The 15,286-nt window shown below is 39.0% G+C and carries 14 protein-coding genes; 7 read left to right on the top strand and 7 right to left on the bottom strand.

What is annotated here, in order from left to right; translation table 11 throughout:
- Positions 1-364: 364 nt before the first annotated feature.
- Positions 365-1,078 carry a fatty acid metabolism transcriptional regulator FadR gene (gene fadR / locus CWB62_RS11545; RefSeq protein ID WP_006793939.1) on the top strand — a complete coding sequence of 238 codons (714 nt, stop codon included), beginning with the start codon at positions 365-367 and terminating at the stop codon, positions 1,076-1,078.
- Between the two features lie 260 nt (positions 1,079-1,338).
- Positions 1,339-1,944, top strand: coding sequence for a peroxiredoxin (locus CWB62_RS11540; protein ID WP_006793938.1), 606 nt, complete (start codon positions 1,339-1,341; stop codon positions 1,942-1,944).
- A 61-nt stretch (positions 1,945-2,005) separates the two neighbouring features.
- On the opposite strand, the gene CWB62_RS11535 is transcribed toward CWB62_RS11540, so the two are convergent.
- Both CWB62_RS11535 and smpB read right to left on the bottom strand, forming a co-directional pair.
- Complete coding sequence (locus CWB62_RS11535; protein WP_138527438.1) at positions 2,006-4,597, bottom strand: TonB-dependent receptor; 2,592 nt, start codon at positions 4,595-4,597, stop codon at positions 2,006-2,008.
- A 421-nt stretch (positions 4,598-5,018) separates the two neighbouring features.
- Positions 5,019-5,498 (bottom strand): SsrA-binding protein SmpB, encoded by a 480-nt coding sequence (gene smpB / locus CWB62_RS11530; protein ID WP_006793936.1) that lies wholly within the window; start codon positions 5,496-5,498, stop codon positions 5,019-5,021.
- A gap of 145 nt (positions 5,499-5,643) precedes the next feature.
- On the opposite strand from smpB, the gene CWB62_RS11525 reads away from it, so the two are divergent.
- Positions 5,644-6,084 (top strand): SRPBCC family protein, encoded by a 441-nt coding sequence (locus CWB62_RS11525; RefSeq protein WP_058404802.1) that lies wholly within the window; start codon positions 5,644-5,646, stop codon positions 6,082-6,084.
- Positions 6,081-6,404, top strand: a complete 324-nt coding sequence (locus tag CWB62_RS11520; RefSeq protein ID WP_138527437.1) for an RnfH family protein — start codon at positions 6,081-6,083, stop codon at positions 6,402-6,404. Before CWB62_RS11525 ends, CWB62_RS11520 begins: the two co-directional genes overlap by 4 nt.
- 53 nt (positions 6,405-6,457) lie before the next feature.
- Here CWB62_RS11520 and CWB62_RS11515 read toward each other — a convergent pair whose 3' ends face one another.
- Positions 6,458-6,817: an outer membrane protein assembly factor BamE gene (locus CWB62_RS11515; protein ID WP_138527436.1), complete on the bottom strand. Its 360-nt coding sequence runs from the start codon at positions 6,815-6,817 to the stop codon at positions 6,458-6,460.
- 107 nt (positions 6,818-6,924) lie between these two features.
- Here CWB62_RS11515 and CWB62_RS11510 point away from each other — a divergent pair, with 107 nt between their 5' ends.
- Positions 6,925-7,248: a GIY-YIG nuclease family protein gene (locus CWB62_RS11510; RefSeq protein WP_138527435.1), complete on the top strand. Its 324-nt coding sequence runs from the start codon at positions 6,925-6,927 to the stop codon at positions 7,246-7,248.
- On the opposite strand, the gene CWB62_RS11505 is transcribed toward CWB62_RS11510, so the two are convergent.
- From CWB62_RS11505 to ilvC, 4 genes are all read right to left on the bottom strand, one after another.
- Positions 7,212-8,129, bottom strand: coding sequence for a M20/M25/M40 family metallo-hydrolase (locus CWB62_RS11505; RefSeq protein WP_138527434.1), 918 nt, complete (start codon positions 8,127-8,129; stop codon positions 7,212-7,214). The two genes, CWB62_RS11510 and CWB62_RS11505, sit on opposite strands and share 37 nt — an antisense overlap.
- Complete coding sequence (locus CWB62_RS11500; protein ID WP_138527433.1) at positions 8,126-9,301, bottom strand: tetratricopeptide repeat protein; 1,176 nt, start codon at positions 9,299-9,301, stop codon at positions 8,126-8,128. Before CWB62_RS11500 ends, CWB62_RS11505 begins: the two co-directional genes overlap by 4 nt.
- Positions 9,302-9,434: 133 nt before the next feature.
- On the bottom strand, positions 9,435-11,348 hold the full coding sequence (locus CWB62_RS11495; protein WP_058404798.1) for a methyl-accepting chemotaxis protein: 1,914 nt from the start codon (positions 11,346-11,348) through the stop codon (positions 9,435-9,437).
- A 179-nt stretch (positions 11,349-11,527) separates the two neighbouring features.
- The gene (gene ilvC, locus CWB62_RS11490; protein WP_058404797.1) at positions 11,528-13,000 is read right to left on the bottom strand and encodes a ketol-acid reductoisomerase; all 1,473 of its coding nucleotides are present in this window, start codon (positions 12,998-13,000) and stop codon (positions 11,528-11,530) included.
- A 134-nt stretch (positions 13,001-13,134) separates the two neighbouring features.
- On the opposite strand from ilvC, the gene ilvY reads away from it, so the two are divergent.
- On the top strand, positions 13,135-14,040 hold the full coding sequence (ilvY, locus tag CWB62_RS11485) for an HTH-type transcriptional activator IlvY (RefSeq protein WP_138527432.1): 906 nt from the start codon (positions 13,135-13,137) through the stop codon (positions 14,038-14,040).
- A gap of 112 nt (positions 14,041-14,152) precedes the next feature.
- Entirely contained in the window at positions 14,153-15,199 is a 1,047-nt protein-coding gene (locus tag CWB62_RS11480; RefSeq protein ID WP_138527431.1) for a GGDEF domain-containing protein, read from the top strand.
- Positions 15,200-15,286 lie beyond the last annotated feature (87 nt).

Here is a 15,286-nt window from a genome sequence, read left to right as displayed (position 1 = left end):
CCAGTCACCCGATAGCATTAAATTATCACTTTATTTCACTGTGTTGGATGACGCTTCGCTTATCCGGTCTACATTGGTTTTACCCATACCGGCTCATGGTAGGTTGCTTACATTGAGTATCAGCATCTTTACCCTGTGTGTAGCCTAATTCTAATTTGACATTTTCAATGAATTTGTTTTATTGAAAGCTATGTTTGTTCCTTTAAAAAGGTCGGAAATTCACGTTCCTCAGTAACTTTACCTTGATGTGTATGATCAATTTAACAATATATCTTACTTTACTTGTTAGTTGAGTTTCGTCTGGTACAATCAGTCAGTTATTCGTGTAAGCGAAACGTTGTAGATTAATTCGAGTGGGAATTGGATGAGAATTTTTAAAGCAAAAAGCCCAGCAGGATTTGCTGAAGAATACATAGTTGAGTCTATTTGGAATGGCGATTTCCCTCCAGGTTCAATTCTACCAGCTGAGAGAGAGCTCTCGGAGTTAATTGGCGTAACAAGAACTACATTACGCGAAGTGTTACAGCGTTTGGCGCGAGACGGTTGGCTAACTATTCAGCACGGTAAACCAACAAAGGTGAATAACTTTTGGGAAACGTCGGGCTTGAATATATTAGAAACGTTAGCACGTTTAGACGAAGATAAAATGCCTGAGCTGACAGATCAGTTGTTGTCTGCTCGTACTAATATAAGTGCTATTTACACCCGTGCTGCAATTAAGCTTAATCCTGAACGTGTTATTGAAATTTTATCATTAAGCCACGAACTTGAAGATACTGCACAAGCCTTTGCTGATTACGACTATAAAGTGCACCACGAATTAGCCGTTGCAGGGAATAACCGAATTTACGTTTTAATTTTAAATGGTTTTAGAGGGTTTTATTCTAAAATTGGTTGCCATTACTTTTCAGATCCGGGTACCCGCGAGCTTGCCCGCCAGTTTTATAAAGATTTAACTGTATTAGCGCAAAATAATGAGCACGATGGTGCAATTTCTATGATGCGTAAATATGGTCATCAAACGGGTGAAATTTGGCAAAAAATTCGTGGTGATATGCCGTCGGATATAATGGACTAAACATTTAAAAAAACCTGCATTTGCAGGTTTTTTTGTATTTGCGGTGTTTTAATTTTTATTCGGTATTTTCTATTCGATTCTTTCTATTCGGTATTTTCGATTGCTTACATCGGTAAATACGATTGTCTTTTTCAAATATTTATATTTAATATACAAAACAATTATATGTTGGTGCTATTGGTTTTTAAATTTTAGCGCCCATATATGTACCAGCATTGCGAAAGCAATTGAAAACAAACTCAAAATATTTGGAGAATAAAATGGGTGTATTAGTAGGCCGCCAGGCACCAGACTTTACCGCTGCAGCAGTTTTAGGTAATGGTGAAATTGTAGATAGCTACAATCTACACGAAACAATTAAAGGTAAAAAAGCTGTAATCTTCTTTTACCCATTAGATTTCACGTTTGTATGTCCTTCTGAACTTATTGCATTTGATAAGCGTTTTGAAGAGTTTAAAAAGCGCGGCGTTGAAGTAATTGGTGTTTCTATCGATTCACAATTCTCTCACAATGCATGGCGTAACACGCCTGTAGCTGACGGCGGTATTGGTAAAGTACAATACGCACTTGTTGCAGACGTTAAACACGAAATTTGTAAAGCATACGACGTTGAACATCCAGAAGCGGGTGTTGCATTTCGAGGTTCGTTCTTAATCGACGAAGAAGGTAACGTACGTCACCAAGTAGTGAACGATTTACCACTAGGTCGTAACATCGACGAAATGATCCGTATGGTTGACGCACTTGCATTCCACAGCGAAAACGGTGAAGTATGTCCTGCTGGTTGGACTGAAGGTAAAAAAGGTATGGATGCAAGCCCTGAAGGTGTTGCTAAGTTCCTATCTGAAAACGAAGGCGAGCTATAATTTAGCCCTTTTTTTTAAATAAAAAAACCGCCAGTTGGCGGTTTTTTTAATTATGTAGCGTTTAGAAAGAAAAGCTCACTTTAGTATAAATATAACGACCGCGAGGGTTATGAACACCTGACGCATAGCCGTATAAATCAGAATCACCGTCACCAATTGCAAATGGTGGCTCTTCATCAAATAAGTTATTAATACCTAACGATACTTTTGCTGCATCAGAAACACGGTAAGACGTTTGTAAGTCAACCAGTGTTTGCGAATCAACCATACGCGACGTATTGGTGTCGAAATCTAAGTTACCATCGAAATCGATATCTGGCGTATCTTCAAACTCACCAACATAGCTAATGTTTAAGTTAGTGTTAAACGCGCCCATTTCCCAGTTAGTTGAGAAGATAAAGCGGTGCTCTGGGTACCCATATTCGCCGGTGTAATCACGACCATCTTTTTCAAATTTATCTTGGTATGCCCATTCTAAATTGAATTTTAATAAGCCTAAATCGTCAAGCGAGTGATTGTAGTTTGTTGAAATATCTACGCCCGATACTTCTTGCGATGATACGTTTTCAAAGGTACTGAATATTTTTTGAATTGTGCCGAGTGCATCACCACCATTGGGTGCTAAACGAACACACACGGTGCTGTTTTGGTTATTACACTCAGAGGCGTAAATAGGCCCAAATTCTTGCTCGTCAATTTTGTTATCTTGTGTGATGCTCCACACGTCTACGCTTAAACCAAACTCTGCTGTTGGTGCCCAAATAAAGCCAACGTTCCATGATTCAGACTCTTCTGGTTGTAGATCTGGGTTACCTGCAAACTCAATGTTGTAATCAAGAGCGCTACAGTCTTTACCCGTTGCCTGACAGCGGTAGGTGTCTACAAAAAACTGACTTTCTTGAGATGGACCTAAACCAACTTGTGCAAGAGACGGAGCTCTAAAGCCTTGAGCCCATGAACCACGAACCGTAATTTCATCGGTTGGTGCCCAACGAAGTGCCACTTTTGGATTGGTAGTCGTACCAAAGTCACTGTAGTCATCGTAACGACCTGCCAGTTGCAGTTCTAGGGTTTCTGCAAGTGGAATTGAAAACTCAACATACGCGGCGTACTGGTCTCTGTTTGCTGATGCCGATACAGATTCAGTACCAAATATTAAACCACGTTGGAATTGGTCATCTGGAATATCACTAACGTCTTCTTCGCGGTATTCAATACCTGCAGCCATCATCACAACATCATCACCAAAGCTAAATGCTTCACCAGTGATGTTTGCGTCAAATGAAGTCATATGCGATTCGCCACGACGAACAAGGCTGGTGGTAATTCTGTCTACAACAGCCGGATCGTTGTAAGTGCCACCGAATGGGTTGTAGTTACCTGCGTCAATTTCTTGTTGTAAGAAATCTGTACGAACCCAACCTTGCGAACGGTCGCCGGTTTGAATTGATTTACTCCGCCCTTTTTGTACTGCTGTTTCCCAGCTCCAGTCGTTAATTTCGCCTTTTAAGCCTGCCACAATACGCATTGTGTCTGATTCAATATCCCATTGGCGTGCACCTGCATCGACAGTACGGTAGCGGCCAATTTCGATGTCTTGTCCAAAAGGATTATTTGGATGATTTGCTGGTACCGTTAGGCCGGCATCCTCGTCAAGTGGCGTTGGTGCACCGGCTGCAACTGAGGTATTGTGCTGAACGGCCATTTCTAAAAAGCCCGTAATGCCGTTGTCAAAACGATATTCAAATTGCGATATAGCGCCAATACGCTCAGCGGCAGGGGCAATGTAGCCAAATGGACCATAATCAAATAAACAGCTTCCGCTTGCTGTTGCGTTTTCAGCTGGGCAATCTGGGTCAATTGTTTTTACGCCATCAACGTAAAAGTAGCCAGGAAAGCCACGAGAAGAACGGAAATCTTCACCGCCATAAGGTGATTGGTTAGCGGTGCCTAAGCGGCCCATTTCATCTGATGAAAGCGATGTGTTTTTAAAGTAATCAATGATTACCGACGCACTGCTTTTTTCGCTAGTAGTGCCCCATACAACACTTGCAGTTGTCTCTTCATAGTTAGGACCGTCAGTGCCGCCGTAACCTAAGTTTACTTCTACGCCATCGATATCTTTTTTCAAAATAACATTAACAACACCGGCTACGGCATCAGAGCCGTAAATTGCAGATGCACCGTCTTTTAAAATATCGATACGCTCAATAGCCGATACTGGAATGCTGTTTATATCGACAAACGAATTTGTTATACCTTCGGCAAATGCACTAATTGAGACTCTTCGCCCGTTAATAAGCACAAGCGTTGCGTCGGCACCTAGGCCACGCAAACTTACAGCGGCAGCTCCATTTGCCGTTGAATCTTGGTTATTACCACGTGTAGAAAAAGTACCACTGCCTGCTACAGGCATTCTTTCGAGGAGTTGTTGGAGGTTGTCATAACCCATGTTTTCAATATCGGCTTTGCTGATTGACTGCACCGGTGAAGGGCCTTCAATGTCAGAGCGTTTAATACGCGAGCCTGTAACTTCAATGCGTTCTACTTTTTTTGCTTCTTCAGCAGCGTAGGTTGTTGTTGTAAAGCCCGCTGATAGTGAAAGTGTTGCACCAATAATAATACTTGGTGTAAATGCAATTGATTGCTTCATCCTTAAATCCTTGTTGATATGTAATAAGTTTAGTTGCTCAATACCAATCCTTTTAAATTGTTAAATAAATCCCACATTTTATCGGATTGATATAACAAGCGACGACATTAATATCATGTAACTTAAGTGTTAGCAATTAGACCGAAATGTGATTTTAGTATGACTTTTAGTGTGGTTTTGGATGATTTTAAAACAGGTTTTATGCGCTGAAGGAGGTTGAAATAGGCGCATATGCTTTATTCAAGAGATAAAAAATACAGCCTAAATAAGAGTAATAATTAAATTAATTGATTGATGATAAAATTGTAATAAATTATTTATTTCCATATTTAGGGTGAATAATAATCGTGTTGTATATTAATAAAACAAATGGCGATTAGTTTTTTATAAAAAAAACGCCTAACTGAGTTAGGCGCTTTACTTATACTTTGTGCTTCATTAAGCGTTCTTTTTCGCGTGACCAGTCTTTATTTTTACCATCTTCGCGTTTGTCATGCATTTTTTTACCTTTTGCTAAATGAAACTCAAGTTTCACCCAGCATTTTTTCCAATACATGGCTGTTGCGACTAATGAATAGCCGTCACGTTCAGTTGCCCCCACTAAGCGGTCAAGTTCTCGTCTACTTAGTAAAAGCTTTCGGTAACGCATAGGGTCGCAAATAACGTGAGTAGAGGCACTATTTAATGGTTGAATTTGACTACCAAGTAAAAATGCTTCGCCGTTTTTAAGATGTATATAAGTTTCAGAGATATTTACTTTACCAGCTCGGATACTTTTTACTTCCCAGCCTTGTAGTTCGACACCTGCTTCAAACTTATCGTGTAAAAAATACTCATGTCGCGCTTTTTTGTTTAGCGCGATGGTATTACTTGTCGATTTTGATGAATTTTTCTTAGCCATAGTGCCCTATAATATACGTAATGTGAGATGTTTTACATCGATTTTTAGTAATGATTTTAAAAAATTAGATCTAATTTATGCGTCATGAAAGTTTGGGGAAACGAACAAAGCTTGCTAAAATTCGCCCACACATTTGGGAGTGAGTATGCCACAAATAGAAAAAAGTGCGCTGGTTATGTACAGCACTAAAGAAATGTTTGATCTAGTTAATGATGTAGAAGCTTATTCTCAGTTTTTACCAAATTGTTCTGATTCAAAAATTGTTTCGCAACAGCATAATAACATGACCGCGAGTATAGAAATATCCAAGGCGGGTATAAAAAAGTGGTTTACCACCGAAAACACCTTTATAGACGAACAAACCGTGTTGTTAAAACTGGTTGATGGTCCATTTAAAACACTTAAAGGGCGTTGGCATTTTCAAGCATTAGATGCCTATGCATGTAAAGTTTATTTAGAACTTGAATTTGAGTTTTCGAGCAAAATTATTGAACTCGCGTTTGGCAAAATTTTTAATGATGTTGCAAAAAATATGGTCAGTGCTTTTACTTCGCGAGCTAAAGAAGTATACGGAGCGCGAGTATGATCAATATTGAAGTTGTATTTGCTTTACCCACTACAGCTACCTGTTTATCGCTTGAGGTGCAACCAGGCTGCACAGCAGAACAAGCGGTTATTCAGTCGGGTATTATTGAAAAGTGCCCTGAAATAGACGCAAATGCACTGACATTAGGTGTGTGGAATAGAACGGTTAAGGCAAACTACGAATTAAAAGATGGTGACCGTATTGAAATATACCGCCCATTAATTGCAGACCCTAAAGATGCACGAAGAAAACGCGCTGAAAAGGCAAAAGAAGAAGGTCGAGCAAATAAAATAACAGGCGGTCGCCCACTCGAGCGTTAATTTAGGTATAAAAAAAGGTAAGCAATGCTTACCTTTTTACTTTAGCGACAATATTATTGTTCTAAAGGGGTGTTGAAATTTTCTGGCTGGTCATAGTCACCTGAAAGCGAAACAAGTTTTTCATTTTCAAAGTTAATAACAAGCTCTTTATGTTGTTCGTTTTCACGGCCTTTGTTAAAGCTGTAAACATAACGCCATGTGTTGTTATCAAAAGCATCTTTAGCAATAGGACGGCCTAATACATAAATAACTTGGTCTCGAGTCATGTTTACACGAAGCTTTTCAACATCCGATTGCTCTAAAAAGTTACCTTGAGGGATGTTTATTCTGTATACCCAGCTAGAGCAACCTGCTGCAGAGCTAAGTGTTAAAGCGACGATAAGCCAAAGAGAAAAAGTTTTTAACGACTGCATTGTTTGTTGTGATCCTTATTTTTTATAATCTGCATGATACCGATTAGTCACTGAAGGTAAAACCCTTTTAAGCAATTGTTTTAAGTTAAGGGTATTAAGGTAATATTTTGACCACCAATAATGAAAAAAGTTTACTAACCACAGAGCCAAAAACACACACACCAGACACTTTATGGCACTTGTACATAGTGCAAACACGGTTTGGACATTGGTATACCGGAATTACTACAAATGTAGATAAGCGCTTTGCAACGCATCAAGCAGGTAAGGGGGCGAAAAATTTAAAAGGTAAAGGGCCACTTTTACTTATTCATCAACAAGAGGTAGGAACTAAAAGCGAGGCGAGTAAGCTTGAATGCAAAATAAAAAAACTACCCAGAGCGAAAAAAGAGGCTTATGTTTCAGCGTTTAAATCATCAGCAGGGGCCTGAGCAAGCTGCTTAATAAATTGCTCTATCGTGAGCACCGTGTTTATGTACTTAGGTAGGTCGATGTGCTCTGCGGTGTCTTTAGTTGTGTGGTGATGGGGGTCGTGACCCATTCCAAAGTACACGTAAGGTATGTTGTTACGCGCAAATGAGTAATGATCGCTTGCCCTATGCCAATCAATATTTTGTGATTTAATTAGCCGATTCATTTGTTTTGACGAATAGGCCGGTTTGATTGTTATTTTAGTGTTTTTTAAAGCCCAGAACACAGGTTTTAGTTTTTGTTTTAGTGAGTACGATGCTAATGCATACACACGGGCTTTATGTTTTTTTACCCCCAGCATATCTAAATTTATATTCATTAAAACGTTATTAGGATTAAGTGTTTGCGCAAAATGTTTACTGCCATGTAAACCATTCTCTTCTGCGTCGGTTAATACAAATATAAACTCGTAAGGGATTTCTGTATTCTGTAACGAAGATGCCAGATAAAGCAGGGCAGCGACGCCTGTTGCATTATCATTTGCCCCTAAATAATATTTTCCACCGCGTTTTCCCAAATGATCGTAATGGGCAGTAATAATAATTTTTGGATGGGGTGTTGATTGAGCTGGCTTAGCAACAATATTAATACCTTGTATTTGTTCAAAAACGCCTGACTTATAAGTAAATGTTTGCTCACTCACATTTAGGTTAATTTCAGAAAGTCTATTCTGTAAGTATATTCGAGTGTTTACGGCGCCCTCTGTTGCTGTTTTTCGACCCATTAGGTCATTACTGGCTAAATAAGTTAAATCATCAATAAGTTGGGTGTGTAAGGCATTTCCATAACTATTAGCGCACACACTTATTAAAATAAAGCATAAAAAGTATTTAATGGTCATAGCTTTGCTGTTAGTGAACGTAATGTATCTAATTTACTCTCATAGCGTTTTTTGTCATGTAAAAAGTCAGCTTTTTTGCCCGCTTGCTTAAGATGATATGTCGCTTTTTGGGTATTTCCCCATTTAAAATACACGCGAGCTTGGCCAAAGTGGCTTTCGTGCAATGAGGGTGAAAGGCTATAGGCTTTTTTATAATGTGCTAATGCAAGTGTAAAATTAGATTGCTCAAACTCTGTATTACCAAGCGATATATAGTAATAAGGGTTGTTTTGACGCTTGATATGTAATTTGTTTAAGATGTCAGTGCCTAACTGCGAACGGCCTGTTAGCTGATACAAAACAGCCAAGTTACCTTGTGCGGTATTGTTGTTTTGATTAAGCAATATTGCGTGGGTGTAGGCTTTTTCAGCTTCAGTTAAGTAGTTTAATTGTCTAAACAATACGCCTAAATTTCCCCACCCAGCACTGAAATTAGGGTCGACTTTAACTGCATGGCTAAAGTAGTTATAAGCTAAATCGTACTGCTTATTAACGAGTGCAATTGCGCCTTTATTGTTATAAAACATGGCTGTAATATTCTGTTTGCTAATAGGTGTTGTTTTAAAGCGAGCTTGGCGGCTATTAGGGTCAAAGTCTATTGTTAAGCGTTTTTTGCCTTGGTAAACAAATACTGACTGGTTAGAAGGTTCAATGGCGATATCAATACTTAAGTTAATGTGGCCCGTCAGTAAATTAAATCCATTGTTAAGAGCCCAGTATTCTGGGATATGTACTTTATTAAACCGTGCTTTTATACCTAAATAGTCAGCAAGGCTATACGCTAAAATAGAGAGCGATAAGCAATTTGCATTTAAGTTTTTAAAGGTTTGTGACGCGGTGAGGGTTGCCCCTGATTGATATGAAAGCGAATCATCACCATTTTTAAGTAAAAAGCTCAATATACTGTGTGCCAGCGCTTGGGCAGATTGCTGACTTTTTAGATGGTTTTGTAGCTGCTGCTTGAGATTGTCGCTGAGAGTAAAAATCTCTTCTGGAGATTCTAGAGTATATGACTCAAACGAATTTATTTGGGTCAATTTAACTGGCGGCGGGGCAGGCGGTATTGAACTGCATGCGCTTAGCGTAAATAGCCCCACCAATATGACCAAAGATTGAAATCGATGGGATTGCATAACCACCTCCAAACAAAAACGTCTTAATAAGTTTAGTCGTAATTTTGCCTAGAGGGGTACCTAATACCAATTCGCTTTAATATCAAACCCCTCGGGATCATTAATCAAGCGAATTGGTGTAATGCAGAAAGTTTTAACGGTGCTTTTCAAACGTTGCCACTAAGGCATCTAATGTTTGAGCGCTATTTGCTAGGTCACGAATAGCTTGTTCAGTGTTAATTTGTTCACTCATTGCGTTGTCGCTAATTTCGCTAATTTGCTCAATATTACGGCCAACATCGGCAACTACATTACTTTGCTGTTCGGTAGCTGTTGCAATAAGCGTTGCCATGTCATTTATTTGATTAGATGTTTCGCTTATTACATCGAGTAATTCAACTGAGCTTTGCATAGCCCCCACACTTTGCTGTGCTTTATCTTTTGACTGACTAATGTCTTTTACTACGTCATCTGATATTTGTGTAAGCTCCTCAATCATCGACTGAATTTCGTTGGTAGATTGAGAGGTCCGGTTTGCAAGCGCTCTTACTTCATCAGCAACAACAGCAAACCCTCTGCCATGCTCACCAGCACGAGCAGATTCGATTGCCGCATTTAAAGCTAATAAATTTGTTTGCTCTGAAATGCTACGAATTGCATCAATAATACTGGCAATATCCACTGTCTTTTTAGAGAGTAGTGACACTTGCTCTGTTATGCCGTCAATGTCGCTTGCAAGCGCAGAGATAGTTGCCTGGCTTTGCATTACTTGGTTATGGCTTTGCATTGTGTTTTCGCGGCTGTTATCGGTAAGTTTGGCCGCATTGGCAGCGCTTTGAGCAATTTCTTGAACTGTTGCGCCCATTTCATTAATAGCTGCCGCGACAGAAATAGTTTGCTCTTTTTGGCTATCGATTGCTTGAGAATTGCGTTTGGCTTGCTCAAATACATGGTCAGAGCTGCGCTTTATATCGTGGCTTTCTGTGGCAACTTGGCCAATAGCCACTTCAATTTTACTAATAAACTGATTAAACCCTGCACTTAAGTTATTAAGCTCTGCTTGGCTCGATTCGGGTAATCTATACGCTAGGTTTGCGTCGCCAGAACCTAAACGAGAGAATAATTCGCCCATTTTAAATAATGGTGAAGACAACGAGCGCGCTAACAAGTAACTAATTAAGCTGGCAATTAAGGCAATGATTAGGGTAAACGTAAATATTTGCCACTGAAGTGTACTTACGCTTGCAAACACTTCACTTTTTGGAACTTGGGCCACAATAAATAAGTCGGTATTTTCTATCGGGGTTGCTGCTACAAGGGTGGCTTGACCATCTAGTGTGATTTCTTTTAGCTTAAAGCCGTTTGAGCTTAGTATTTCATTACTAATGTTCGCTTCATAAACCGAATCAATATTTGCTTTGGCTACTTTATTTGAGTCTTTGTGTAATTGAATAAGGCCGCTTTTGTCAGCAATATATACAAACCCTGTTTGCTCAATTTTAAATTGTTGCAGTAGTTTTTGCATATCAGTAATGCTTTTAGCTAGCCCTGCTAAACCTTTACCATTCACCTGCTGGTGGTTAATAAACATTTTTACATCATTCACTGACTCTTGATAAATACTGATAGAGTAGGGTTTTCTTGATTCTTTGAATGCAAAAAACCACCCATCGGCTTCATCGTTTTTTAGTACGCGTAAAAAGCCTTCTTGATTCCAGTATTGTGCGGTGTTTCGGTTAGCCCACGATGCTGTGGCTAAGTCGTATTGTTCTACCAAGCGGTTTAGCTCTTTTAAAAGCAGCGCATCGTTATTATTAGTTTGTGCCCATTGTAAAATAAACTCGTTTGATGAAAGTTGCTCTGCAGCACCAATTAGCATGTTTATTTCACCACCAATGTGGTTACTAATTGTTTGCAGCTTACCTGGTAACTCTGACTCAATCATACGTTGTTCTATTATATCTTCAGAACTATATAACGATGTAATGCCAATGAGTGCTGCAACAAAAATAGCGATGCCACTGCCAAGTGCTGTGATTTTTTGAGTAATAGAAAGGTTTTGTATCATTTTATAATAATTTTTTACAACGAAGTAGAATACGATGTTAGCACACAATTTATTTAGAGTTAAATAATGCTAACGGACATAAAATTAGACCTTTTTGTTACTAAGCTATAGGCCATAAAAAAGCCCACACGCAAAGCATGTGAGCTTGGTTTCTAACAAGCGAAACTTAAAGGGTAACGTTAAACAATTTTTTTCATAGCTGACATATAGCCACGTAATTTAGCACCTACTTTTTCAACCGGATGCTCACGAAGCGCTGTATTAATTTCAATTAACGCTTTGTTGTCTACTTGGTTACTTTGCTCACTTAGGCCTTTACCAATTACATCGGTGTCGATGTTTTTCATAAAGTCGGCAAGTAATGGTAAACATGCATGATTGTATAGGTAACATCCGTATTCAGCGGTATCTGAAATAGTACGATTCATTTCAAATAACTTTTTACGCGCAATGGTATTCGCAATTAGCGGTGTTTCGTGAAGTGACTCGTAATATGCTGACTCTTCAATAATGCCTGCCGCTGTCATAGTTTCAAACGCAAGTTCAACACCTGCTTTAACCATCGCAACCATCAAAATACCGTTGTCGAAGAATTCTTGTTCTGAGATTTCTACATCACCAGCGGGTGTTTTTTCAAAATTAGTTTCAGCTGTTTCTGCGCGCCATTTTAGAAGGTTAGCATCATCGTTTGCCCAATCTTCCATCATTACACGTGAAAATGTACCATCGATAATGTCGTCTTGATGCTTATTATACAGTGGGCGCATAATTACTTTTAGTTCTTCACTAAGTTCAAATGCTTTTACTTTTGCTGGGTTAGATAAACGGTCAAGCATGTTTGTAACACCGCCGTATTTAAGGGCTTCTGTGATAACTTCCCAACCAAATTGAATTAGTTTAGATGCGTAACCTGCATCGATACCCTTTTCAATCATTTTATCAAAACACAAAATAGAACCCGTTTGTAACATGCCACATAAAATAGTTTGTTCACCCATAAGGTCAGATTTAACCTCAGCAATGAATGACGATTTAAGCACGCCTGCGCGGTCACCACCGGTCCCAGCAGCGTAGGCTTTAGCTTGTGCTAGGCCATGACCTTGTGGGTCGTTTTCTGGGTGAACGGCAATAAGTGTTGGTACACCAAAGCCACGTTTGTATTCTTCACGTACTTCAGAACCCGGGCATTTAGGTGCAACCATGATGACTGTAATATCTTCGCGAACTTGCATGCCTTCTTCAACAATATTAAAGCCATGTGAGTAAGCAAGTGTAGAGCCTTGCTTCATTAGCGGCATGATGGCACTAACGACTGCTGTGTGTTGTTTATCTGGCGTTAAATTTAGTACTACATCGGCGGTTGGAATTAGCTCTTGGTAAGTACCTACAGTAAAACCGTTTTCAGATGCATTTAAAAATGATTGGCGGCGTTCAGCAATAGCTGAATCACGTAACGTGTAAGACACATCTAAACCTGAATCACGTAAGTTAAGGCCTTGGTTTAAGCCTTGTGCGCCACAGCCTACAATAACTAGTTTTTTACCTTTAAGTGCATTAACACCGTCTGTAAATTCGCTTGCGTCCATAAATTCACATTGTGCTAATTGCGCTAATTGTTCGCGTAAAGGTAAAGTATTAAAGTAATTCGCCATTGTTAGTGTCCTATAAATATGTTTGTTAGATGCGCTGTATTTTGCGCTTGTAAACACCATATTTAAAAATGCCACTTGCGTAAAATGATATATTTGAATTAAAGTATTTCAAAATATGAAATACTGGTGTTGCTATGGATCATAAGCATTTAAAATATTTTTTAGCTCTGGCTAAAACATTGCACTTTGCTAGGGCAAGTGAGCTTTGTCATGTGAGTGCGCCTACATTAAGTCGTAATATTAAACACCTAGAAGAAGAGGTGGGTGTTGCGCTATTTATGCGGGATAACCGTAGTGTTAAGTTAACAAAAGAGGGAGAGTCTTTTATTGATTACGCCACTGCCACTCTTGCTAATTGGCAACGCTTCAAAGCTAATGTGAAAGAGCCACAGCAGCATATTTATGGAAAAGTCAGTATTTATTGTTCTGTTACGGCATCTTATAGCTTTTTGCATCAAATTTTGGAGCAACTCAGAGCGCAGCATCAGTATATAGAAATTACCTTAAATACGGGCGACCCTGCGCTTGCTATAAATCGTGTATTAGATGGTCATGAATCTATGGCGATAGCAGCTAAACCCGCTAAATTACCCGCCCAAATTGCTTTTGTAGATATAGGCCATTCACCCTTGGTGCTTATTGGGCCAAAGGTTCAGTGTACGATCACCGAAAAGTTAACATCCTGTAGTGAGGAGCCTGATTACTCAGATTTGGAGTTTATTGTGCCTGAGCAGGGGTTTTCTCGCCAACGCTTAGAGATGTGGTGGCGAAAAAACAATATTCACGGGAAAATTTATGCACAAGTGGCGGGGCATGAGGCAATGGTGTCTATGGTTAGTCTGGGATTTGGGGTCGCAATGGTTCCTAAAATAGTATTAGATAACAGCCCTCTTATAGATAAAGTACAGATACTTACACCAAAAATGCAGGCCCCAGAAGGCTTTGATATTGGCTTGGCGGTTTTAAGAAAAGAGCTCAACGACCCCGCTATTAGTGCTTTATGGAATATTGCACAAACTTTAGACGCAAAAGCGATTTAGATTTATCTACCGTTAAATAAGTTCATAAAATAGTATTATTATGGCTTGCGTAAAGGTTTACTATTACTTAACATTGAATGCTAATAATAAAAATGACGCTTGAGAGTTCTTTATGAATAATGCTGTATCACTTTCTCATTCCGCTCAGTATTTAAAAAAAGCAGTACCTATGATGGTGAAGTACCGTATGCCGGTAACACCTATTAATTATGCTATTTGGTATTGCTATTTTCAGGGTAATAAACCGTCTTTAAACATTGAATTAGATCAAGTTATTTCAGAGCACCAAACATGTACTCAAAGTAAAGCAAAAGAAATATTCGATAAGCATTTAAGTGATGAAGATTTAGCTCTTTTTCAAGAAATGTCGGATAAGTTTCACAATACGGTTGAAAACATTCAGCAAGATATAAGTATTACACTGGGTCATTCTAAAAGCTTTAGCACTTCACTTATTGACTCACAAAACGAAATTAACAGCCTGATAGATACTAACTCTTTTAACGATATTCTTGGTTGTGTAGAGCGCTTGACCGATGAGTCTATTGCTATGCAAGACTCAGCCCGCGAGTTTCAAACAAAGCTATCGGTTGCATATAACGAAATCAAAGATTTAAAAGAAGCGCTTAACCTTTCTAAAGAAGCTGCCGACACAGATCCATTAACCGGTTTTTATAACAGAGGTAAATTTGACTCTGATATAACTGATTTTTGTCGTGAATATTCAGAGCAAACAACTGAAAGTTCACTTGCTGCACTTATTATGTTTGATATTGATCACTTTAAGCGATTTAACGACGATTTTGGTCACCAAAAAGGCGATGAAGTCATTAAGCTAGTGGCAAAAAAAGTAAAAGAAAATTTAACTGAAAAAGCGAAAGTTTATCGCTACGGCGGAGAAGAGTTTTGTATTACCGCCTATTTTGACACCATAAATGACTTGGTTGCTTTTGCAGAGTGTATTCGATTAGAAATTTCGAAACTGGCTATCCGTAAAAAACAAGATGTAAATAACAAGCGTGCTATATCGGCCAGTTTTGGATTAGCTATGCTACGCCCATTTACAAAAAGCTCTGTGTTGGTTGAGCGTGCCGATAGAGCGCTTTATATTGCTAAAACACATGGACGCAACCGAGTTGAAATAGCCCCTGATATATAATCACTATAAGGGGTTTAAACTTTTACATTGTGTATAAAAAGTGTGAATGATTGTAATCAGCTGCAGATAGTTTTAGGTAACCTTGTT

The organism is Pseudoalteromonas sp. S408 (assembly GCF_005886645.1).
In the GTDB taxonomy this organism is placed as follows: Bacteria; Pseudomonadota; Gammaproteobacteria; order Enterobacterales; family Alteromonadaceae; genus Pseudoalteromonas.
The sequence above is the reverse complement of the archived record's forward strand: the minus strand, read 5'-3'. Positions and strand labels throughout refer to the sequence as shown.

What these genes read in the sequence shown, in the direction of transcription:
- fadR (WP_006793939.1), top strand. Translation starts at nt 365, where the DNA reads ATGAGAATTTTTAAAGCAAAAAGCCCAGCAGGATTTGCTGAAGAATAC.
- CWB62_RS11540 (WP_006793938.1), top strand. Translation starts at nt 1,339, where the DNA reads ATGGGTGTATTAGTAGGCCGCCAGGCACCAGACTTTACCGCTGCAGCA.
- CWB62_RS11535 (WP_138527438.1), bottom strand. Translation starts at nt 4,597, where the DNA reads ATGAAGCAATCAATTGCATTTACACCAAGTATTATTATTGGTGCAACA.
- smpB (WP_006793936.1), bottom strand. Translation starts at nt 5,498, where the DNA reads ATGGCTAAGAAAAATTCATCAAAATCGACAAGTAATACCATCGCGCTA.
- CWB62_RS11525 (WP_058404802.1), top strand. Translation starts at nt 5,644, where the DNA reads ATGCCACAAATAGAAAAAAGTGCGCTGGTTATGTACAGCACTAAAGAA.
- CWB62_RS11520 (WP_138527437.1), top strand. Translation starts at nt 6,081, where the DNA reads ATGATCAATATTGAAGTTGTATTTGCTTTACCCACTACAGCTACCTGT.
- CWB62_RS11515 (WP_138527436.1), bottom strand. Translation starts at nt 6,817, where the DNA reads ATGCAGTCGTTAAAAACTTTTTCTCTTTGGCTTATCGTCGCTTTAACA.
- CWB62_RS11505 (WP_138527434.1), bottom strand. Translation starts at nt 8,129, where the DNA reads ATGACCATTAAATACTTTTTATGCTTTATTTTAATAAGTGTGTGCGCT.
- CWB62_RS11500 (WP_138527433.1), bottom strand. Translation starts at nt 9,301, where the DNA reads ATGCAATCCCATCGATTTCAATCTTTGGTCATATTGGTGGGGCTATTT.
- CWB62_RS11495 (WP_058404798.1), bottom strand. Translation starts at nt 11,348, where the DNA reads ATGATACAAAACCTTTCTATTACTCAAAAAATCACAGCACTTGGCAGT.
- ilvC (WP_058404797.1), bottom strand. Translation starts at nt 13,000, where the DNA reads ATGGCGAATTACTTTAATACTTTACCTTTACGCGAACAATTAGCGCAA.
- ilvY (WP_138527432.1), top strand. Translation starts at nt 13,135, where the DNA reads ATGGATCATAAGCATTTAAAATATTTTTTAGCTCTGGCTAAAACATTG.
- CWB62_RS11480 (WP_138527431.1), top strand. Translation starts at nt 14,153, where the DNA reads ATGAATAATGCTGTATCACTTTCTCATTCCGCTCAGTATTTAAAAAAA.